Origin of the sequence: Streptomyces yangpuensis (assembly GCF_024666385.1) — a bacterium.
GTDB classification, from domain to species: Bacteria; Actinomycetota; Actinomycetes; order Streptomycetales; family Streptomycetaceae; genus Streptomyces; species Streptomyces yangpuensis.
The window spans coordinates 3340623-3359838 of the sequence record NZ_CP102514.1; the positions used below are offsets into that span (position 1 = coordinate 3340623).

Annotated in this window: 17 protein-coding genes; 9 read left to right on the top strand and 8 right to left on the bottom strand. The window is 73.9% G+C overall.

Annotation, left to right across the window (positions count from 1 at the left end):
• Nucleotides 1–9: 9 nt before the first annotated feature.
• Entirely contained in the window at nt 10–825 is an 816-nt protein-coding gene (locus NRK68_RS15125; RefSeq protein WP_257855992.1) for a hypothetical protein, read from the top strand.
• Nucleotides 826–847: 22 nt separating this feature from the next.
• Here NRK68_RS15125 and NRK68_RS15130 read toward each other — a convergent pair whose 3' ends face one another.
• Complete coding sequence (locus tag NRK68_RS15130) at nt 848–1882, bottom strand: hypothetical protein (RefSeq protein ID WP_183067893.1); 1035 nt, start codon at nt 1880–1882, stop codon at nt 848–850.
• A 132-nt stretch (nt 1883–2014) separates the two neighbouring features.
• Between NRK68_RS15130 and NRK68_RS15135 the strand changes: the two genes are divergently transcribed.
• Both NRK68_RS15135 and NRK68_RS15140 read left to right on the top strand, forming a co-directional pair.
• A complete protein-coding gene (locus tag NRK68_RS15135; RefSeq protein ID WP_183067894.1) occupies nt 2015–4456 on the top strand; it encodes a helicase C-terminal domain-containing protein in 2442 nt (813 codons plus the stop codon).
• Between the two features lie 225 nt (nt 4457–4681).
• Nucleotides 4682–5281: a DUF4291 domain-containing protein gene (locus NRK68_RS15140; RefSeq protein WP_257855993.1), complete on the top strand. Its 600-nt coding sequence runs from the start codon at nt 4682–4684 to the stop codon at nt 5279–5281.
• A gap of 13 nt (nt 5282–5294) precedes the next feature.
• On the opposite strand, the gene NRK68_RS15145 is transcribed toward NRK68_RS15140, so the two are convergent.
• The gene (locus tag NRK68_RS15145; protein WP_183067896.1) at nt 5295–5837 is read right to left on the bottom strand and encodes a DoxX family protein; all 543 of its coding nucleotides are present in this window, start codon (nt 5835–5837) and stop codon (nt 5295–5297) included.
• Nucleotides 5838–6036: 199 nt separating this feature from the next.
• The gene (locus NRK68_RS15150; RefSeq protein ID WP_257855994.1) at nt 6037–6609 is read right to left on the bottom strand and encodes a peroxiredoxin-like family protein; all 573 of its coding nucleotides are present in this window, start codon (nt 6607–6609) and stop codon (nt 6037–6039) included.
• A gap of 70 nt (nt 6610–6679) precedes the next feature.
• Between NRK68_RS15150 and NRK68_RS15155 the strand changes: the two genes are divergently transcribed.
• Entirely contained in the window at nt 6680–7297 is a 618-nt protein-coding gene (locus NRK68_RS15155; protein WP_257855996.1) for a TetR/AcrR family transcriptional regulator, read from the top strand.
• Nucleotides 7298–7377: 80 nt separating this feature from the next.
• Nucleotides 7378–9021, top strand: a complete 1644-nt coding sequence (locus NRK68_RS15160) for a DNA repair helicase XPB (RefSeq protein WP_183067899.1) — start codon at nt 7378–7380, stop codon at nt 9019–9021.
• On the opposite strand, the gene NRK68_RS15165 is transcribed toward NRK68_RS15160, so the two are convergent.
• Entirely contained in the window at nt 8987–9763 is a 777-nt protein-coding gene (locus tag NRK68_RS15165) for a glycosyltransferase 87 family protein (RefSeq protein ID WP_257855997.1), read from the bottom strand. The genes NRK68_RS15160 and NRK68_RS15165 overlap by 35 nt on opposite strands.
• A gap of 232 nt (nt 9764–9995) precedes the next feature.
• On the opposite strand from NRK68_RS15165, the gene NRK68_RS15170 reads away from it, so the two are divergent.
• Nucleotides 9996–11225 carry a serine hydrolase domain-containing protein gene (locus NRK68_RS15170; protein WP_183067901.1) on the top strand — a complete coding sequence of 410 codons (1230 nt, stop codon included), beginning with the start codon at nt 9996–9998 and terminating at the stop codon, nt 11223–11225.
• Nucleotides 11226–11255: 30 nt separating this feature from the next.
• Here the strand turns inward: NRK68_RS15170 and NRK68_RS15175 are convergent, their stop codons facing one another.
• On the bottom strand, nt 11256–11441 hold the full coding sequence (locus tag NRK68_RS15175; RefSeq protein ID WP_030662445.1) for a hypothetical protein: 186 nt from the start codon (nt 11439–11441) through the stop codon (nt 11256–11258).
• A 310-nt stretch (nt 11442–11751) separates the two neighbouring features.
• On the opposite strand from NRK68_RS15175, the gene NRK68_RS15180 reads away from it, so the two are divergent.
• The gene (locus tag NRK68_RS15180; RefSeq protein WP_373023549.1) at nt 11752–13848 is read left to right on the top strand and encodes a HelD family protein; all 2097 of its coding nucleotides are present in this window, start codon (nt 11752–11754) and stop codon (nt 13846–13848) included.
• A 386-nt stretch (nt 13849–14234) separates the two neighbouring features.
• Here NRK68_RS15180 and NRK68_RS15185 read toward each other — a convergent pair whose 3' ends face one another.
• Nucleotides 14235–14921, bottom strand: coding sequence for a copper homeostasis protein CutC (locus tag NRK68_RS15185; RefSeq protein ID WP_183067902.1), 687 nt, complete (start codon nt 14919–14921; stop codon nt 14235–14237).
• A gap of 155 nt (nt 14922–15076) precedes the next feature.
• On the opposite strand from NRK68_RS15185, the gene NRK68_RS15190 reads away from it, so the two are divergent.
• On the top strand, nt 15077–15763 hold the full coding sequence (locus NRK68_RS15190) for an HD domain-containing protein (protein ID WP_183067903.1): 687 nt from the start codon (nt 15077–15079) through the stop codon (nt 15761–15763).
• Between the two features lie 73 nt (nt 15764–15836).
• Complete coding sequence (locus NRK68_RS15195) at nt 15837–17063, top strand: Cmx/CmrA family chloramphenicol efflux MFS transporter (protein WP_183067981.1); 1227 nt, start codon at nt 15837–15839, stop codon at nt 17061–17063.
• 9 nt (nt 17064–17072) lie between these two features.
• On the opposite strand, the gene NRK68_RS15200 is transcribed toward NRK68_RS15195, so the two are convergent.
• Both NRK68_RS15200 and NRK68_RS15205 read right to left on the bottom strand, forming a co-directional pair.
• Nucleotides 17073–17945, bottom strand: coding sequence for an RpnC/YadD family protein (locus NRK68_RS15200; protein ID WP_183067904.1), 873 nt, complete (start codon nt 17943–17945; stop codon nt 17073–17075).
• 109 nt (nt 17946–18054) lie between these two features.
• Nucleotides 18055–18948 (bottom strand): helix-turn-helix domain-containing protein, encoded by an 894-nt coding sequence (locus tag NRK68_RS15205; RefSeq protein ID WP_257855998.1) that lies wholly within the window; start codon nt 18946–18948, stop codon nt 18055–18057.
• Between the last annotated feature and the right edge of the window lie 268 nt (nt 18949–19216).

Here is a 19216-nt window from a genome sequence, read left to right on the forward strand (position 1 = left end):
GGAGACGTCATGGGTACCAACGAGGACACTGCCGACGCCCGTACCGCTCTGCTGGTGCGCGAGGCGATGGACCGGGCGACCGCGGAACTGCCCGCGCTGATGGACCTGTCGGGCCCGGCCCGTACCGAGGGCAGCCGCCGCAGGGCGCGCGTCCGGGTCGCGATCGGCGCCGGGGTGCTGGCCGTCGCCACGCTCGGCGCGGCCACCGCCTCGCTGCTGCCGGGTGACAGCGCCGGGCGGGGCCCCGTCGAGGCCGTGATCGCCGCACCGCCGTCGCCGACGGCTCCGCCGCAGCCGGTCCACATCGAACCGACGCCCGGCGAATCGTCGATGGCCGACCTGCCGCCCGCCGAGCGGGCCCGGCAGGAGAACTTCCAGGACCGGGCCGTCGGCGTGCTCCAGAGCCTGCTGCCGCCGACGGTCGGCACCGTGCAGCGCACCAACCTGAAGGTGAACTTCTACCGGGCCACCAAGGACGGCAAGGCGTTCCCGCTGATCTTCTCGGTGCGGCCGTCCGGCGAGAAGCCCTCGCCCTGCCAGGAGATCAGGGGCCGCGTCTGCGCGAAGGCCACACTGCCCGGCGGTATCGAGGCCCACGCCTCGACCATCCCGACCGGCACCGTCACCGAGACGGAGGTCTCCTTCCGCTACGGCACGTGCAACGTCCGGCTGTCGCTCTTCCCCGACGAGGCGGCGAACGCGTCCGCTCCCGTCACTCCCGCCCAACTGCTGGACGTGGCGAAGGCGCCCGCCTTCCTCGACCTGGTCAGGGCCGCCGAGGCACAGCCGCTGGAGAAGGAGCAGCGCAGCATCCCCGGCGGCTGAGCGGTGGCGGCCCGCGGGCGGTTCAGCGCCGGCGGGCCCGCCACACCAGGTACAGCACGGAGGCCAGGGCGGCGCCGCGCAGCAGCCAGGGCCACATCCCCTGGACCGCGCCGCCGACCTGGTCGTCGGCCAGGGTCTCGCCCCACTTGCCGTTGGTGCGGCCCCACAGCCACACCGCGGCGCCCGCGAGGACCACGCCGGGCGGCCCGAGGACGGCCCACTTGCGTTCGGCCGGGCGCAGCACCTGCGAGGCGTACGGCAGGAGCCACCCGATGACGAGCAGCAGCCAGTGGCCGCTGACGACACCGACGACGAGGACGGCCGCGGCCAGCAGCAGGAAGGCGTTGGGCCGCGGACGGGCCGGGGCGGCGGCCGCCTCCGGCTCCGCGCCGGCCGCCGCCTTCGCGGCCTCGGCCTTCGCCTCCGCCTTCGCGCGCCGCCGCTCGCGCAGGAACCGTACGAGGCTCCGGGCGCCCGAGTCCGGCGGCCCGGCCGGCGGGGCCGTCTTCTCCTCCTCGGCGTCCTCCTCCGGCCCGCCTCTGAACAGGTCCGGGATCTCGATGCCGCCCGCGAATCCCTCGACCTGCGGGCCGCCCCCGTGGCTGCCGGGGGTCATCCGCCACCAGTCGGGCTCGGCGCCGCCGGACGGGCCGAGCTCGTCCAGCCCGGCCAGGTGCGGCGGAACGTTCTCCCGCTCGGGCTCCCGCTCCGGCGCCGGCCGCGGCGTGGGCACCCCGGGCAGCCGCAGGCGGCCCGCGGGCCGCGGGATCCGCTGGGCGGGCACCGACGGAGCCGGCTCGGCGGGGCCGGCGGCGGGGGCCGCGCCCGGCCGCGAGCCGAGAGTGTCCAGGACCTCCTCGGGCGTGCCGATGCGCTCCAGGATGCGGCGTACGGCCGCCGGGGTCTCGGGGTCGTACTTGGCGCGCCGACGGTCGATCTCGTCCCGCAGGCCCGCCACGAGCCGCATCCGGTCGCCGGACGAGAGGTGCCGGCGTTGCGCCAAGTCCCCGACGGCGCTCAGATATTCGTAGACCAGGTGGTCGCTTTCGATCCCCACGCCCAGGCTCCTCCCGTACCGCCTCTCCCGAAGGTAGCGCGTGCGCCCGTGGAGCCGCCCCGGGCGCAGCGGATACCGTTGGCCGGATGGGGACCGGCCGATACGACCGGCCGACGCGACCGGGAGGCGACTGTGCCCGAGCCAAGCACTGCTGCGGGAGCTCCGGAGAGCGGGACCGGGGCGAGTTCTCCGCGCTCCCTCGCCGAGGCGCTGCGCGCCCGTGACGACGCCGCGCTCTCCGCGCTGCTGCACTCCCGTCCTGACCTGCTGAACCCGGTACCGGGCGATGTCACCCAGCTCGCCACGCGCGCCGGCACCCGGGCCTCGGTGGTGCGGGCGCTGGAACGCCTGGACCGGTTCACGCTGCAGACGGCCGAGGCCCTGGCCGTGGCCCCGGACCCGTGCCCGTACCCGGTGCTGGAGGGGCTGCTGACCGGCGGCGAGGACGAGCGGGCCCGTACCGCGCTGCCCCGGGCCCTGGGCGTGCTGCGCGACCAGGCCCTGGTGTGGGGGGACGAGGACCGGCTGCGGCTGGTGCGCACCGCCCGCGAGGTGCTCGCGCCGTCCGCGCAGCGGCCCTCGCCGACGGGGCTCGGGCCGACCGTCGCCGAGGCCACGGCGGGGATGTCGCCGACCCGGGTGCAGGAGATCGTGGCGGCGGCCGGACTGCCCGCCACGCACGACCCGGTCTCCGCGGTCACGGCGCTGACCGCGCTGTTCACCGATCCGGAGCGGATGTCGGCGCTGCTGGACGAGGCCCCGGCCGAGGCGCACCAGGTGCTGGGGCGGCTGGTGTGGGGGCCGCCCTACGGGGAGGTGACCCCGAATCCGGCGCCGCCGGTGCGCTGGCTGCGCGACCGGGGGCTGCTGCTGCCCGCGACGGCGCGGACCGTGGTCCTGCCGCGGGAGGTGGCGCTGCACCTGCGCGGCGGGCTCGCGCACAAGGACACGGCGCCGGTGGCCCCGCCGGTGACGGTGCACCGCGAGCACCGTCCACAGCTTGTGGACGCGAACGCCGCCGGGCAGGCGCTGGCCGCGCTGGCCACCGTCGAGGAACTGGTGAAGTCCTGGGAGCACACCGGTCCGCCGGTGCTGCGGGCCGGCGGGCTGTCCGTACGGGACCTGAAGCGGGTCGCGTCCGGCCTGGACACCACCGAGGCGTCGGCGGCGTTCTGGATCGAACTGGCCTACGCGGCCGGGCTGCTGGCCGGCGACGGGGAGGCGGACGAGCGGTACGCGCCCACTCCGGCCTTCGACGACTGGCGCGAACTGCCGCCCGCCGAGCGGTGGTCGGTGCTGGCGGCCGCGTGGCTGCCGGCGACCCGTACGGCCGGGCTGGTCGGCGAGCAGGACACCAAGGGGCGCACACTGTCGGCGCTCGGCCCCGAACTGGACCGGTCGGCCGCGCCCGAGGTGCGCCGGCGGGTCCTGGAACTCCTGGCGGACCTGCCGGAGGGCGGCTCGGCCGACACGGACGCGGTGCTGGAGCGGCTCGCGTGGGAACGTCCCGTGCGCACGGCGAGCGACCTGCGGGCCCGGCTGGCGCACTGGGCGCTGACCGAGGCGGAGGTCCTCGGCGTGACCGGCCGGGGCGCCCTGTCGGGGCCGGGCCGGGCCCTGCTGGAGCACCGGGACCCGGCGCCGCTGCTGGCGCCGCTGCTGCCCGAGCCGGTGGACCACGTGCTGCTCCAGGCCGACCTGACGGCGGTGGCGCCGGGACCGCTGCGCCGCCCGCTCGGGGACACCCTGGCGGTGCTCGCGGACGTGGAGTCCAAGGGCGGGGCGACGGTGTACCGGTTCACTCCGGGCTCGGTGCGGCGGGCGCTGGACGCGGGCCATGCGGCCGCCGATCTGCACGCCTTCCTCAAGGAGCACAGCCGTACGCCGGTGCCGCAGCCGCTGGCGTACCTGATCGACGACGTGGCGCGGCGGCACGGGCACCTGCGGGTCGGCGCGGCCTCCTCGTACGTGCGCTGCGACGACGACGCGATGCTCGGCGAGATCCTCGCGGACAAGCGGTCGGCGGGGCTGGGGCTGCGCAGGCTGGCGCCGACGGTGCTGGCGGCGCGGGCCGAACCGACCGCGCTGCTGGAGGGGCTGCGGGCGATGGGGTATGCGCCGGCCGCGGAGTCGGGGACCGGCGACGTGCTGGTGGCGCGGGCCGACGCGCACCGCACGCCGCCCCGTTCGGCGCCCGTACCGGTGCCGGACGGCCCGCCGGTGCCGGACGCGACGCTGCTGGGGGCGGCCGTACGGGCGATTCGTGCGGGCGACCTGGCGGCGACGGCGGTCCGCAAGGAGCCGGGGCCGGGGCCGGCGGCGGCCGTACCGGGTGAGCTCCCGCGCACGAGCGCGGCGGAGACGCTGGCGACGGTGCAGGCGGCGGCCCTGACCGGGTCGGCGGTATGGATCGGCTACGTGAACGCGGACGGCGCGGCGAGCCAGCGGGTCATCGCCCCGGTCCGGGTCGAGGGCGGCTTCGTCACGGGCTACGACCACACGGCGGACGAGGTCCGCACCTACGCCCTCCACCGCGTCACGGGCGTGGCAGAACTGGCCGACGACCACCTCTAGCCTCGCGGCGCCCGACACACCCTCCCGCCCGACCGCACCATCCAGCCCCGCCGCCCATCCAGCCCCGCCGGCGATTGAGGCGCCGGGGTCCGGGGGCGGAGCCCCCGCATTTCCAGCCCCGCCGGCGTTCGAGGCGCGGGGTCCGGGGGCGGAGCCCCCGCAACGGCGCGGCCCCGCAGGGAAAACGGCTGGCGGGCCGCCCCCGCCGCCGTACACCCTGGCCCCATGCACCACGCCCCGCACCGCCGGATCCGCGCCGCCCACACCGACACCACGATCACCGTCTACCAGGCCTACGCCCCGCACCTCGGGGTCCCGGCGGCCCGCGACAACCGTTTCCCGCCCGCCTGGAAGCGGGAGCGGATGACGTGGATCAAGCCGTCGTTCCTGTGGATGATGTACCGCTGCGGCTGGGCCACCAAGGCCGACCAGGAGACGGTGCTGGCGGTCGAGATCACCCGCGAGGGCTTCGACCGGGCGCTGCGCGACGCCTGCCTGTCGCACTACGAGGCGGGCGTGCACGCGGACCGGGCCGCCTGGCGGGAGTCGCTGCGCGGCGCGCCCGCCCGCGTGCAGTGGGACCCGGAGCGCGACCTGCACCTGAACCCGCTGCCCTACCGCTCGCTGCAGCTGGGCCTGTCGGGGCCCGCCTCGCGCGCGTACGCCGACGAGTGGACGGTCTCCATCCGCGATGTGACCCCGCTGGCCCATGAGGTCCACGGTCTGCTCCGGTCGGGCGCGCAGGGCGCCGAGGAGGCGGCGCGCGCCCTGCTGCCGGTGGAGACCCCGTACCCGGCGGGGCCGCTGGAGCACCTCGGCGCGTGAGCGTGCCCGGCCGTCAGTCCCGGATGAGCAGCACGACGAAACCGACGACTGCGCCCACGAGCAGGGCGATCACGGAGTAGCGGGGCCGTGATGCACGCAGCACCGGGAGGTAGTGGTCGACGGCGTAGCGGCCGGGGCCGGTGAGCGTGAGGGCGATGACCGAGGCGAAGAGCACCACTTCGAGCTCGATGCCCTTGGGCGGGAAGTAGGCGTCGAAGCCCCGGACGTCGAGGATGTTGATGAAGACGCCGGTCAGTGCGGCGCCGGCGAGCGGGGTGAGCAGGCCGAGGGCGAGACCGAGGCCGCCGAGGGTCTCGGAGAGGCCGGCGATGACGGCCATGGCGTCCCCGGCGGGGTAGCCGGCCATGGAGAAGCCCTTGCCGGTCGCGGTGAGGCCCGGGCCGCCGAACCAGCCGAAGAGCTTCATCGTGCCGTGGCCGGCCATCGAGAGGCCGACGACGAGCCGGAGCAGGAGCAGCCCGATGTCGTGGACGGTGGTGCCTGCGGGTACGGAGGAGTCGTGGAGGAGCGAGCGGTCGAAGCGTGAGTGCGTCATGAGCGTGAGCGTCCGTTCGTCAGGAGCGTACGGTCCCCCCTGCGTCGCCTGTGAGCGACGGCCACCCTATGACGCCGGTCCGCGATCACCCGGCCGCAACGTCGTCGGCTCCCGTCCTCGACCCGTTCGGCCCCCGGCCCCCGGCGGGGGTGCGGGACACGGTGAATCCCGCCGGGACGAAGGCCTTGCTGACCGCTGGTCAGGTCCGGACCGTACGCGCCTCCTCCGCGAGCGTCAGCAGCTTTTCCACCGGCCACTGGTCGTCGGCGTGCTCCCCGTACGACCGGGCCAGGACGGTCCCGTCGGGGGCGATGAGGAAGTCGGCGGGCAGGCCGAGGCGACCGTTGTCCTGGGTCCGGGCGGGTGCCTTCTGCCGTCCGCGCAGCAGTTCGACCGTGCCGACGGCGACCGCGCGCAGTACGGGCCACCAGGCGCGGGGGCTGAGCAGCGCGCGGGGGGAGGTCCCGACGCCGAACTCCGCGTACAGCCGCTTGCCCGGGTCGGCGACGACCGCGAAGGGCAGGTCGGCCACGTGCGGGCGCAGTTCGTCGGCGGCGGAGTGGAAGACGACGACCTCCCGGATGCCGGCGGCCTCGATCTCGGAGTGCCGGCGCACGACCGACCGCAGATGCAGGTGGCAGACGGGGCAGCCGGCGAACCGGCGGAACTGCAGATGGACCAGGCGTTCGGGGTCGGGGACGGCGACGGGTGCGCCGTCGGTGACGGCGGTCAGGGACCGGGGTCGGACGGTGGAGCCGGGATCGAGCCGCACGGGGACCTCCTCGGTAGGCGTATGCCGTACACCTAACAGCGTAAGCGTATGCCGTACGCTGTCAACCACCATGCCGCGCCCCCGTTCGCTCACCCAGCACCGACTGGCCGCCGCCGCCCTCGCCGTGATCGACCGTGAGGGACTGCCCGGGCTGTCGATGCGTGCCGTCGCCGTCGAACTCGGCATCAGCACCATGGCCCTGTACCGGTACGTGCAGGACCGCGGCGAGCTCGAAGCCCTCGTCGTCGAACTGGTTCTCGGCGCCGTGGACAGCACCCCGCCGCCACCGGACGCCGACACCTGGCAGGCGCGGGTCACCGTGCTGGTCGACCGGCTGCGCGCGACCGTCGGCGCGCATCCCGACGTACTGCCGCTCACCTTCACCCACCGGCACCGCTCCCCGGGCGTGCTGCGCTGGGGTGAGACCGTCCTGGGCGTGCTCGGCGAGGCCGGACTCGGCCCGGAGGAGCGGATCGTCGCCCTGCGCGCCCTGCTCGCCTACGTGATCGGCGCGATCCAGCAGGAGCACCTCGGTGCCCTCTCCGGTGCGGGGACCACCGCGATCGCCGGGCTCCCGGCGGAGGAGTACCCGTACCTGACCGAGGCGGCCCGCGGCGCCCGCTCCCTCACCCCGGACCGGGAGTTCCACGGCGGCCTCGCCCTGCTGCTGGCGGGTCTGGGCGGCTGACCCCGCACGGCGCCGTGTTCCCAGCCCCGGCCCCGTACGGCACACTGGAGGTTTGACCTGAGTGAAACGGGGCGCCGCGCGTGAATGGTCCACTAATCGTCCAGAGCGACAAGACCCTCCTGCTCGAGGTCGACCACGAGCTCGCCGGAGCCGCGCGTCGCGCCATCGCTCCGTTCGCCGAGCTGGAACGGGCACCCGAGCACATCCACACCTACCGGATCACCCCGCTCGGGCTGTGGAACGCCCGGGCCGCGGGGCACGACGCCGAACAGGTCGTCGACGCGCTCGTGGAGTACTCCCGCTACCCGGTGCCGCACGCGCTGCTCGTCGACGTCGCCGAGACCATGGCCCGCTACGGCCGCCTCACGCTCTCCAAGCACCCCGTGCACGGACTGGTGCTGACCAGCACCGACCGGCCGGTGCTGGAGGAGATCCTGCGGTCGAAGAAGATCACCCCGCTGGTCGGGGCCCGGCTCGACCCCGACACCGTGGCCGTGCACCCCTCCGAGCGCGGGCAGATCAAGCAGACGCTGCTCAAGCTGGGCTGGCCGGCCGAGGACCTCGCCGGCTACGTCGACGGCGAGGCGCACCCGATCGACCTGGCCGAGGACGGCTGGGCGCTGCGCCCGTACCAGCAGCAGGCCGTCGAGGGCTTCTGGCACGGCGGCTCCGGTGTGGTCGTGCTGCCCTGCGGTGCCGGAAAGACGCTGGTCGGCGCGGGCGCGATGGCGAAGGCGAAGGCGACCACGCTGATCCTGGTGACGAACACCGTCTCGGCCCGCCAGTGGAAGCACGAGCTGGTCAGGCGGACGTCGCTGACGGAGGACGAGATCGGCGAGTACTCCGGCACCCGCAAGGAGATCCGGCCGGTCACGATCGCCACGTACCAGGTCCTGACGACCAAGCGGAAGGGTGTCTACCCGCACCTGGAGCTCTTCGACTCCCGGGACTGGGGCCTGATCGTCTACGACGAGGTGCACCTGCTGCCCGCGCCGGTCTTCAAGTTCACCGCCGACCTGCAGGCGCGGCGCCGGCTGGGCCTGACGGCGACGCTGGTGCGCGAGGACGGGCGGGAGTCGGACGTCTTCTCGCTGATCGGACCGAAGCGGTTCGACGCGCCGTGGAAGGAGATCGAGGCGCAGGGCTACATCGCGCCGGCCGACTGTGTGGAGGTCCGGGTCAACCTGACCGAGTCCGAGCGGCTTGCGTACGCGACCGCCGAGACGGAGGAGAAGTACCGCTTCTGCGCGACGACGGCGACGAAGCGGAAGGTCACCGAGGCGCTGGTGCGCAAGCACCGGGGCGAGCAGACCCTCGTCATCGGGCAGTACATCGACCAACTCGACGAGCTCGGCGAGCACCTGGACGCACCCGTCATCAAGGGTGAGACCTCCAACGCGCAGCGCGAGAAGCTCTTCGACGCGTTCCGCGAGGGCGAGATCAACGTGCTGGTCGTGTCGAAGGTCGCGAACTTCTCCATCGACCTGCCGGAGGCGACGGTCGCCATCCAGGTGTCGGGCACCTTCGGCTCGCGCCAGGAGGAGGCGCAGCGTCTGGGCCGCGTCCTGCGCCCGAAGGCGGACGGTCACGAGGCGCGGTTCTACTCGGTCGTCGCGCGCGACACCATCGACCAGGACTTCGCGGCGCACCGCCAGCGGTTCCTCGCCGAGCAGGGGTACGCCTACCGGATCATGGACGCAGACGAGCTGCTGGCGAACGACTGACCGACCGTCCGTGGGCCGCCGCCCGGATCCGGGCGGCGGCCACGGCGAGCAGGGGGACGCCCCAGACCCACAGGCCCGGCGCGTCCAGCACGAGGGCGCGGCCGGTGGCCGCCAGGTGCCGGGACCAGAAGGCGGCGGATTCCTCGGGCAGGACCAGGCGGCCGAGCAGGGCGGTCCCGGCCAGGGCGGCCAGTGCCGTCAGCCCGGCCCGCACCCGGCGGGTGGCCAGCAGGCAGGGGACGAGGACCGCCGGGGTCAGGGTGATCCCGGCGGCGATGCCCAGGGCGAAGCCCTTGCCGAGCGCGGCGCCGGGGCGGGCCAGGTCCCACAGGACCAGGCAGGCGAGGGCGAGGTTGATCTGGCCGGGGAGCGGGGCCTGGAACAGCGGCTCCAGCCACAGCCCGGCGATGGTGGCGGCCAGGACGGGCCCGGTCCGGGCCGGCAGTCCCGCGAGCCGGCAGGACAGGGCGATGAGCAGGGCGAGCAGTCCGGCGTTGCCGAGGACGAGCGCGGCCTTCAGTAATCCGGCGGGCAGCCAGGCGGCCGGGGTGAACAGGATCGCCGCGAACGGCGGATATCCGGTGGGCGGGTGCCACTCGGCGGCGGAGAAGCCCTCGACGAGGTCATCGGCCACGGGGACGCGCAGGGCGATGCAGAGCACGCCCAGCACGAGGAGCGAGCCCGTCACCAGCGCACCGGCGGGGAAGGACGGCGAGCGGCTGGGGGCGGGGCTCAAGGTCACGCGCGTGACCCTAGTGGATCAGCCGACGCGGCTATGCGTTCACCCCCAGGTCATTGCAACGAAGGGGCGGGGCATGCATTGCATTCACCTTCAATTCCATTGCAAAGACCGGCAGAATCGGCTTCTCAACACCTGGATTGAGCCCCGAATTCTCGTTGACCGATTCGTAAACGCAATGTAGCTTCGGAGTCGTTCAGCAGTTCTCGAACACAAACACCACGGGGGATTCACCATGGGCAAGATCAACGGCGGCTTCTGCGAAACGGGGCTGCGCAAGGTGCGCGACGTGCTGACGCGGTACGTCGACTCCGGGAAGATCCCCGGAGTGGTCGCCCTCGTCGGCCGGGGCGGGGAGACGCACGTCGAGGCGGTCGGGACGATGCGCCACGACGGCGGCGCGCCGATGAGCCGGGACACGATCTTCCGGATGGCGTCCACCTCGAAGCCGGTGACCATGGCGGCATCGATGGCCCTGCTCGACGACTGCGTCCTGCGGCTGGACGACCCGGTGGACCACTGGCTGCCCGAGCTCGCCGGCCGCCAGGTGCTCAAGCGGATCGACGGCCCGATCGACGACACCGAGCCGGCCCGCCGCCCGATCACCGTGCGGGACCTGCTGACCTCCACCTTCGGCCTCGGCATCGACCTGACGGCGCTGGGCTCCCCGGTCATGAACGCGATCTTCGAAGGCGGCGTCTTCAGCCAGGGCTCGGTACCGCTGCCCGAGCAGGACGAGTGGATGCGCCGACTCGGCGCGCTGCCGCTGATGCGCCAGCCCGGCGAGCACTGGCAGTACCACCTCAGCCACGACGTGCTCGGCGTACTCGTCTCCCGGGTCACCGGCCGGCCGTTCGAGACCTTCCTGCGCGAGCGCGTCCTCGACCCGCTCGGCATGAAGGACACCGCCTTCCACGTGCCCGCCGACAAGATCGACCGACTGCCGCCCAGCTACGCCCCGAACCCGCAGACCGGGGAGTTCACCGTCTGGGACGAGGCGAAGGGCGGACAGTACAGCGCGCCCGTGGCGTTCCAGGCGGGCGGCGGCGGCCTGGTCTCCACCGTGGACGACTACCACGCCTACTTCCGGATGCTGCTGAACCGGGGCACGCACGCGAGCGAGCGGATCCTGTCCCGGCCCGCCGTCGAGCTGATGACCACCAACCGGCTCACCCCCGAGCAGGAGGCCGCCCGGTCGGCCCTGGCGCGGGGCGCCGTCCACGTGTCCTTCGGCCAGGGGCAGCAGGGCGGCTGGGGCTTCGGAATGGCGGTGCGCACCTACCGTGGCGACTACGCGCCCGTCGGCCAGTTCGGCTGGGACGGCGGAACCGGCACCTCGGCGTACGCCGACCCGGAGAACGACCTCACGGGCGTCCTGCTCACCCAGGTCGGACTGACGAACCCGGCTCCGGCGCAGCTCATCCACGACTTCTGGACCACGGTCTACCAGGCGATCGACGCCTGACACCCGCCGCGGGGGGCGCGGGCCGGAGCCTCAGCGGCGTATGACGCCCGCGTCCTCCGCGTACTCGCCCAGCACGACGACGCTCACGGCGGCCGCCGCGAACACCTTCGCGGCGTGCAGCATGCTGCCGAGGCGGTGGCGGGGCGTGGAGTCGGAGATGGCGGTGGCGCCGCTCGGGCGGCCGCCCTGGATCGGGGTGAAGGTTGCGGTGCTCATGAATCCATGGTGCGCCGCCGCCACCGGATCCACATCGCTCTGCAGGCCTAATCGCCGGGCCCCCGGCCTCCTCCTTCCGTCGCATGCCACCCCTCGGGGTACCTGCCCAAGGTCTGACACTCCCCCGTACGACACCCGTACGGGGGTCCCGCCCGCGAGGGACTTCGGGCCCTGCGAATCCGTTCGCGCGGGCGCGCCCCGCTGGCTAGAATCTCCGCTCTTGCCGCCTCCCACCGCCTCACCGGGGAGAGCCGCCCGCCGGACGGAAACCGGGGGCATCTGTTCCGTTCCAGCAGCTGGAGGCAGTCCCGTGCCCGCGCACGCCCCCGAGACCACCCCCGACGACGCGACGCCCGCCGACGACGCGACGCCCGCCGACCCGCTGGGCCGCGAACGGGCCCACCTCACCGCCTCGCGCTCCGCCCTGCGCGCCATGCGCGAGGACGTCGAGGCCCTCGACATCCGCGACGTCACCGCGAACTGGGTCAACGCGATCGTCCTGCAGGCCCAGATCGACGACCGCATCAAGGCCCTGGCCGACCTCGCCCATACGCCCCTGTTCTTCGGGCGTCTCGACTACCTGCACTCCCCCGGCGCCGAGCTCGCCGAGGGCGCGGAGGGCGAGCAGTTCTACATCGGCCGCCGCCACGTCCACGACGCCGACGGCGACCCGATGGTCATCGACTGGCGCGCGCCCGTCTCCCAGCCCTTCTACCGGGCCTCGAAGAAGGACCCGCAGGACATCGCCCTGCGCCGCCGCTTCGGCTACACCGGCGGCGAACTGACCGCCTACGAGGACGAGCACCTGTCCGACCCGGCCGAGGCGGCCGCCGTCAGCAAGCTGCTCCAGCAGGAGATCGAGCGCCCGCGCGTCGGCCCCATGCGGGACATCGTGGCCACCATCCAGCCGGAGCAGGACGAAATCGTCCGTTCCGGCCTGTCCGGCTCCGTCTGCGTACAGGGAGGCCCCGGCACCGGGAAGACGGCCGTCGGCCTGCACCGCGTGGCGTACCTGCTGTACGCGCACCGCGAGCGCCTCGCCCGCACCGGCACCCTCGTCATCGGGCCGAACCGCTCCTTCCTGCACTACATCGAGCAGGTCCTCCCCGCACTGGGCGAGCTGGAGGTCAAGCAGGCCACCGTCGACGACCTGGTGGCCCGCGGGGGCCTGGAGGTACGCGGCACCGACCCCGCCGAGACCGCCGTCGTCAAGGGCGACGCCCGCATGGCGGAGGTGCTCCGCCGCGCGGTCCGCTCCCACGTCGGCCGCCCCACGGAACCGCTGATGGTGGTCCGCGGCTCGCGCCGCTGGCGCGTACCGGCGTACGAGCTGGAGGAGATGGTCGAGGAGCTGCAGAACCGCGACATCCGCTACGGCGCCGCCCGCGAAGCCCTGCCCCGGCGCATCGCGCACGCCGTCCTGGTCCGTATGGAACAGGCGGGCGAGGCACCGGACGACCGCGTCCAGGACGCGGTGGCCCGCAACGCGGCCGTGAAGGCCGCGGTCAAGGAGATCTGGCCGCCTGTGGAACCGGCGAAGCTGGTCCTGCGCCTCCTCTCCGACCCCGACTTCCTCGCCGAACACGCGCAGGACGTCCTGACGGCGGACGAACAGAAGCTCCTGTTGTGGCCGAAGCCGTTCCGGAGCGTGAAGTCGGCGAAGTGGTCCGCTGCCGACCTCGTCCTCATCGACGAGGCCTCCGACCTGGTGGAACGCACCCACTCGCTCGGTCACGTCGTCCTCGACGAGGCGCAGGACCTCTCCCCCATGCAGTACCGGGCGGTGGGCCGGCGCTGCACGACCGGCTCGGCGACGGTCCTGGGCGACCTCGCGCAGGGCACCACGCCGTGGGCCACGCGCAGCTGGGACGAGGCCCTGACCCACCTCGGCAAGCCGCAGGCGGTACTGGAGGAACTGACGGCCGGCTTCCGCGTACCGCGCGAGGTCATCGCCTACGCCTCCCGCCTGCTGCCGGCGATCTCCCCGGGCCTGGCACCGGTCTCCTCCGTCCGCGAAACCCCGGGATCGCTCCGGGTCACCGAGACCGACGACCTGACGGCAGCGGTGATCCGGTCCTGCCGCGAGTCCCTGGCCCACGAGGGCTCCATCGGCCTGATCGCCGCGGACGCCCGCGTCCCCGCCCTGGCCGAGGCCCTGCTGGCGGCGGGCCTGCCGTACCTGTCGCCCGGCGAGGAGACGACCGCGGAGTCCCGCCTGACCCTGGTCCCGGCCTCGCTGGCCAAGGGCCTGGAGTACGACTACGTGGTCCTCGACGAGCCCGCGGCGATCGTCGACGGCGAACCGGACGAGCGGACCGGCCTGCGCCGCCTGTACGTCTGCCTCACCCGCGCCGTCTCGGGCCTGACGGCCCTCCACTCCGCCCCCCTCCCCCAGGCCCTGGCCTGACCTTTCGTCCGCCACCGCCGGGTGGCGCCCCGGGCTGAACTGCGGGGCCCGGCCGGCCTGGGACGGGGACGGCGTGGGGTGTTGTCCGGGACGTAAAACGTGATTTGTGGCGCTTCGACAACCTCGACAGGCCTGTCCGCCCCAGGCGCCATAAATCATGAGTCCAGGACGACACCCCACCCCGGCCCCGGCCCCCACACCGGCCTCCGCCGGCCTCCTGGGGCTCCGCCCCAGACCCCGCGCCTCAAACGCCGGCGAGGCTGATCTGGCCCGGCGAGGCCAATTCGGCCGGCCTGCCTGGCTTGGCCCGGCCTGTCTGGCTCGGCCCCACCGGGCTGGCTCGGCTCCACCGGGCTGGCCTGGCCCGGCAGGGCCGGATCGGCCGGTCAGTCCAGCGCGGCCCGCCACTCGGCGACGGCGGCAGCCGAGACCGGCCGCTCCCACCCGCCGGGACGCGCCGCCCCGCCGATGTGGAACGCGTCCACCCCGCCCGCGCGCAGCACCGGCACGTGCGCCAGCCCCAGCCCCCCGCCCACCAGGATCCGCGCCCCGTACCCCGGCTCCCCACCCCGCGCCGCCTCCGCGAGCAGCACCGGCAGCCCCTCCTCGACCCCGGCCGCCGCCCCGGCCGTCAGGTAGGTGTCCAGGCCGGGCAGGTCGGCCAGCGCCTTGCGCAGCTGGTCCCGGTCCGCCGCGCGGTCGATCGCCCGGTGGAAGGTCCACGCACAGCCGGCCAGCTCCGCGAGGACCGCCTCGACCGCGGCCAGGTCGGGGCTGCCGTCCGCGTTCAGGAAGCCCAGGACGAACTCCCGCGCCCCCTCCGCCCGCAGCTCCCGGGCCGTCGCGGCCAGCAGGGAAACGTCCCCCGCGGCGAAGCCGTCCGCCTTGCGGATCATCACGCGCAGCGGGATGTCGACGGCCGCGCGGATCGCCGCGAACGTCTCGCGCGCCGGGGTGAGGCCATCGGCGGCCATGTCGGTGACCAGCTCCAGGCGGTCCGCCCCACCTGCCTGGGCCGCGACCGCGTCCTCCACGTCGAGGGCGATCACCTCCAGGAGCGCACGGTTGCTCATTCGATCCCATCCTTCGGAAGAACGCTCGGGAGAGCGAGGGGCCGGGGGAGCTCGCGCAAGGCCAGAGCCCCCACAACAGGTCTAGTCCAATATCCAGGGTACGGGCCTCCGGCCGGGCTCCACCAGCACAATCACGCCACCCCCACAATGTGCCCATGGACATAGGCACCCCGCGCACCGACACCACGGACCTCCGCCCGGATCTCCGCGCCCGCTGGCACGCGGCCGTCACCGCCGCCGGCGCCCCCGCCGACCTCGATCCCGCCCCCTACGCCGACCGCCTCCTCACCGCCTGGGCGGAGCCCCAGCGCCGCTACCACACCACCGCGCACCTCGCCGACGTACTCGCCCGGATCGACGTACTCGCACCGCACGCCGCCGACCCCGCCGCCGTCCGGCTGGCCGCCTGGTTCCACGACGCCGTCTACCGCCCCGACCGCTCCGAGAACGAGGAACGCAGCGCCGCCCTCGCCGAGCGCGCCCTCCCCGAGCTCGGCATCGACGCCGCACGCACCGCCGAGGTGGCCCGCCTGGTCCGGCTCACCGTCACCCACGACCCGGCCCCCGGCGACACCGACGGCGAGGTGCTGTGCGACGCCGACCTGGCGGTCCTGGCCGGCACCCCCCAGGAGTACGCCGCGTACGCCGCCGCCGTCCGCGACGAATACGGCTTCGTCCCCGACGACGCCTTCCGCACCGGCCGCGCCGCCGTCCTGCGCCAGCTCCTCGACCTGCCGCGCCTGTTCCGCACCCCCCACGGCACCGCGCACTGGGAGGCCCCCGCCCGCGCGAACCTCGCCGCCGAACTGGCCGCCCTGACCTCCGGAGATTCACCCGGCTGACACACAAGGGGGAATTCGATCGCGTTCACACGGGTTGGTGACAGTCATGCCCGAAGCTGCCGCACGCCCCCGCATGCCCGTCGCCGTCCACGTCCTCGGACTGTCCGTCTTCGCACTCGGCACCAGCGAGTTCATGCTCTCCGGGCTGCTGCCACCGATCGCCGACGACATGGGCGTCAGCATCCCGCAGGCCGGCCTGCTCATATCGGCCTTCGCGATCGGCATGGTCGTCGGCGCACCCCTGCTGGCCGTGGCCACCCTGCGCCTGCCCCGCCGCACCACCCTGATCGCCCTGATCAGCGTCTTCGGCCTCGGGCAGGTCGCGGGTGCGCTGGCCCCCTCCTACGCGTTCCTCTTCGCCTCCCGCGTGGTCGCGGCCCTCGCCTGCGCCGGCTTCTGGGCCGTCGGCGCGGCCGTCGCCATCGCCATGGTCGACAAGGACCAGCGGGCCCGCGCCATGGCCGTGATGATCGGCGGCCTGTCCATCGCCAACGTCCTCGGCGTACCGGCCGGTGCGTTCCTCGGCGAGCACCTGGGCTGGCGCTCCGCGTTCTGGTCGGTCGGCGCGGCCTCCGCGGTCGCCCTCGTCGGCATCCTGGCGCTCATCCCCAGGATCCCGCTGCCCGCCGAGAGGCCGACGCTCCGCCGCGAGCTGCGCATCTACGGCGACCGCCAGGTGTGGCTCGCGATCGGCATCACCGCACTCGGCGCCGGCGGTGTCTTCTGCGCCTTCAGCTACCTGTCACCGCTGCTCACGGACGTCGCCGGGCTGGACTCCGCGTGGGTCCCGTGGATCCTCGGCCTCTTCGGGGTCGGCGCGCTGGTCGGCACCACCATCGGCGGCCGGGTCGCCGACGCGCACCTGTTCGGCGTGATGATCTGGGGCATCACCGCCTCCACCGTCTTCCTGACGGCCCTCGCCCTGCTGGCCTCGGCCGCGGTCGCCGCGATCGCGCTGTCCTTCCTGCTCGGCGTCTCGGCCTTCTTCACCGCCCCGGCGCTCAACGCCCGCATGTTCAACGTGGCCGGCGCCGCCCCGACCCTGGCCGGGGCGACCACCACGGCCGCCTTCAACCTCGGCAACACCGGCGGCCCCTGGCTCGGCGGCACCGTCATCGACGCCGACCTGGGCTTCTCCGCCACCGCCTGGGCGGGCGCCGCCATGACCGTCACCGCGATCGGCCTCGCCGTGGCCGCCCTGCGCCTGGACCGCCGTACGCCGCCGCGCGCGACCCGCGTGGTCGCCGCAGGCGGCACCGCCCCCGCCGCCACTCCCGCGGAGGCCGCCGCCCGCACCTGACCAGGCCCGCTACCCGTCCCCGAAGATCGCGTCGGCCGAGGGCGCGGTGACGGCCCGCCGGAGCCACCGGCCCAGGACCTCGACGTCACCACAGCCGGTGACCCGCTCCCGTACCGCTTCGGGAACGTCGATACCTCGTTCCGCGAGAACGGTCAGGACGTCCTCGGCCCGGCCCTCGGCCCGGCCCTCGTCGCGGAGTTCTTCGGAGAGGGGCGACGTGTAGAAAGAGAGGTCCACGGCCACCAGCTTCCTCCAGAGTGCTGCGGATGGGTGCTTACCCATGCCTTGGGCGATGAATTCGATGATCGGGTTGGAGAGGGCTGCGGGTGTGTCCCGCAGGACGTTGGTCATCGCCTTGAGTATGGCTCCGATGTCGGGGTTCGTGGCGTGGGTGATCGCGGCCAGGGTGGCCAGCGCCAGGTCCTTGCGGACTTCGGCGGGGCTGGTGATCAGTGGCATGTTGTGCGGCCCCGCCACCAGCGGGCGCAGGGTGAGCAGGGGCCACTTGGGAGGCCCGAAGCGAACGGGACGCGCGGCCCATTCGGCGGTCGAGCGGTCCTGGCAGACGACCAGCAGTACCGGCTGCAGCCGGTACTTCGTGAGGAGGTAGGAGGCGTAGTACGCCCAGCTGGCGGGCTTGTCCGGGTCCTTCTTGCCCTGAGCCTCGACGGCGAGGAGGAAGGACCCGTCGCCCTCTGTGTCGAGCCGCAGCAGCGTGTCGACGCGGCGTTCCAAGGGCTTGGTCTCGGTGAGGTCGTTCGGCAGGACAGTGAACGACGTGGGCGGGGCGAAGTCGACGCCGAGCACCTCCGACACCCGGGAGAAGAGCTCCGGGTGTTCCTGGAAGATGCGGTGCATCGCCTCGTGGGGCGAGCTGACCATCGGAGTTCCTGTGGGAGTGGCCGGATCGGGAAATGCCTCTGGCATATGCATTGGGGAGCGTAGGGAGCGTGGGGAGCGGTGATGGGCGGGGCGGTCGGTTCGGCGGGGGTCATCCGGACGGGTGAAACCCGGGCGGTTCGGGCCGGCAGTCGTGGCAGCGGCCCGGTTCGGCGGCGCGGAAGGCGCGGTCGCAGGCGTCGCAGTTGCGGAGCGGGTGTCTGACGACATCGCGTGCTACCGGGGCACTGAACCGCGGAATGGGCGGGAGCTGCGCGGTGAGGCGGTGGGCCAGGAGGGCGGCCGGACGGTTCAGGGGCTCCGACGGCAGGCCGGACGTCAGGGCATGGTGCACGGCGCTCGGCGGCAGGTCGCGCTCCAGCCAGGCCGCGACACCGGGGGCGAGGTGCTCGACCTCCGCGGCGGACAGCAGCAGGCGGGGGTCCCAGTGGCGCAGGCTCGTGAGGACCTCGACGGCGGACCGGAGGAGATCGGGGGCCCGGTACACGGGCTGCGGCACGGCGGGCAGGGCGCGGCGCGGCGGCTCGCCCTCCCGGCGAGGAGGGCGCCGGACCTTCGGCTTCGGCTTCGGCCCGTCCGCGGCGCCGGACCGGCCCGGCTGGTTGCAGGAGACCGTGCGGGTGACGACCCGGCCGGTGCTGGTGCGTTCGCAGGTGCGGCGCAGATAGCCGTGGGTCTCCAGTTCGCGCAGGGCCGCGGCGATCCGCGTCTTCCCCTCGGGGAACCTGGCCGCGAGGGTCCTGATGTCGATGAGCGCACCACCGGGCAGGGACTGGATGTGGACGGACAGGCCGATGGCCAGCAGCGACAGCTCGGCATGCTGGGCGAGGTGGTTGCCGATCACCGTGAAGCGGCTGGTGTGGCGGGAGTTGTCATGGATGACGCCGCCGGAGCGGTTGTTCGCACGAGTGCCCCGGGAAGGGTGGTTTTCCTTGCCGTTACGGGGCTGGGCGGGCGGGCGCACGCTAGTGTTCTGGGTATCCATCAGGAAGGTGCTTCTTCCTCGGTGGTCAGGCCCCCGCACCGGGATTCGCACTCCCGGCGGGGGCCGACACATGTCAGCGGTGATGTGCTCTGTCGCGCTGAGCGTAGATCAGGCAACCCGCCTCGAAGCCAGTCAAGTTGGCCTTTTTCACTCAAGCGAGTGAGCGTGCGCCAGAGGCGGTGCCAGGCCGGTGCCAGGGCCGGTTCCAGGGCCGCGGCCAGGGTTGCGGCCAGGGGCGGAGGGGTGGGGCTTGGTGGGGTGCTTTCTC

Excerpts from the sequence above, each read along its gene's own strand:
- NRK68_RS15140 (WP_257855993.1), top strand. The coding sequence starts at position 4,682 with ATGCACCACGCCCCGCACCGCCGGATCCGCGCCGCCCACACCGACACC.
- NRK68_RS15170 (WP_183067901.1), top strand. The coding sequence starts at position 9,996 with ATGGGCAAGATCAACGGCGGCTTCTGCGAAACGGGGCTGCGCAAGGTG.
- NRK68_RS15195 (WP_183067981.1), top strand. The coding sequence starts at position 15,837 with ATGCCCGTCGCCGTCCACGTCCTCGGACTGTCCGTCTTCGCACTCGGC.
- NRK68_RS15205 (WP_257855998.1), bottom strand. The coding sequence starts at position 18,948 with ATGGATACCCAGAACACTAGCGTGCGCCCGCCCGCCCAGCCCCGTAAC.
- NRK68_RS15155 (WP_257855996.1), top strand. The coding sequence starts at position 6,680 with ATGCCGCGCCCCCGTTCGCTCACCCAGCACCGACTGGCCGCCGCCGCC.
- NRK68_RS15200 (WP_183067904.1), bottom strand. The coding sequence starts at position 17,945 with ATGGTCAGCTCGCCCCACGAGGCGATGCACCGCATCTTCCAGGAACAC.
- NRK68_RS15145 (WP_183067896.1), bottom strand. The coding sequence starts at position 5,837 with ATGACGCACTCACGCTTCGACCGCTCGCTCCTCCACGACTCCTCCGTA.
- NRK68_RS15125 (WP_257855992.1), top strand. The coding sequence starts at position 10 with ATGGGTACCAACGAGGACACTGCCGACGCCCGTACCGCTCTGCTGGTG.
- NRK68_RS15175 (WP_030662445.1), bottom strand. The coding sequence starts at position 11,441 with ATGAGCACCGCAACCTTCACCCCGATCCAGGGCGGCCGCCCGAGCGGC.
- NRK68_RS15190 (WP_183067903.1), top strand. The coding sequence starts at position 15,077 with ATGGACATAGGCACCCCGCGCACCGACACCACGGACCTCCGCCCGGAT.
- NRK68_RS15185 (WP_183067902.1), bottom strand. The coding sequence starts at position 14,921 with ATGAGCAACCGTGCGCTCCTGGAGGTGATCGCCCTCGACGTGGAGGAC.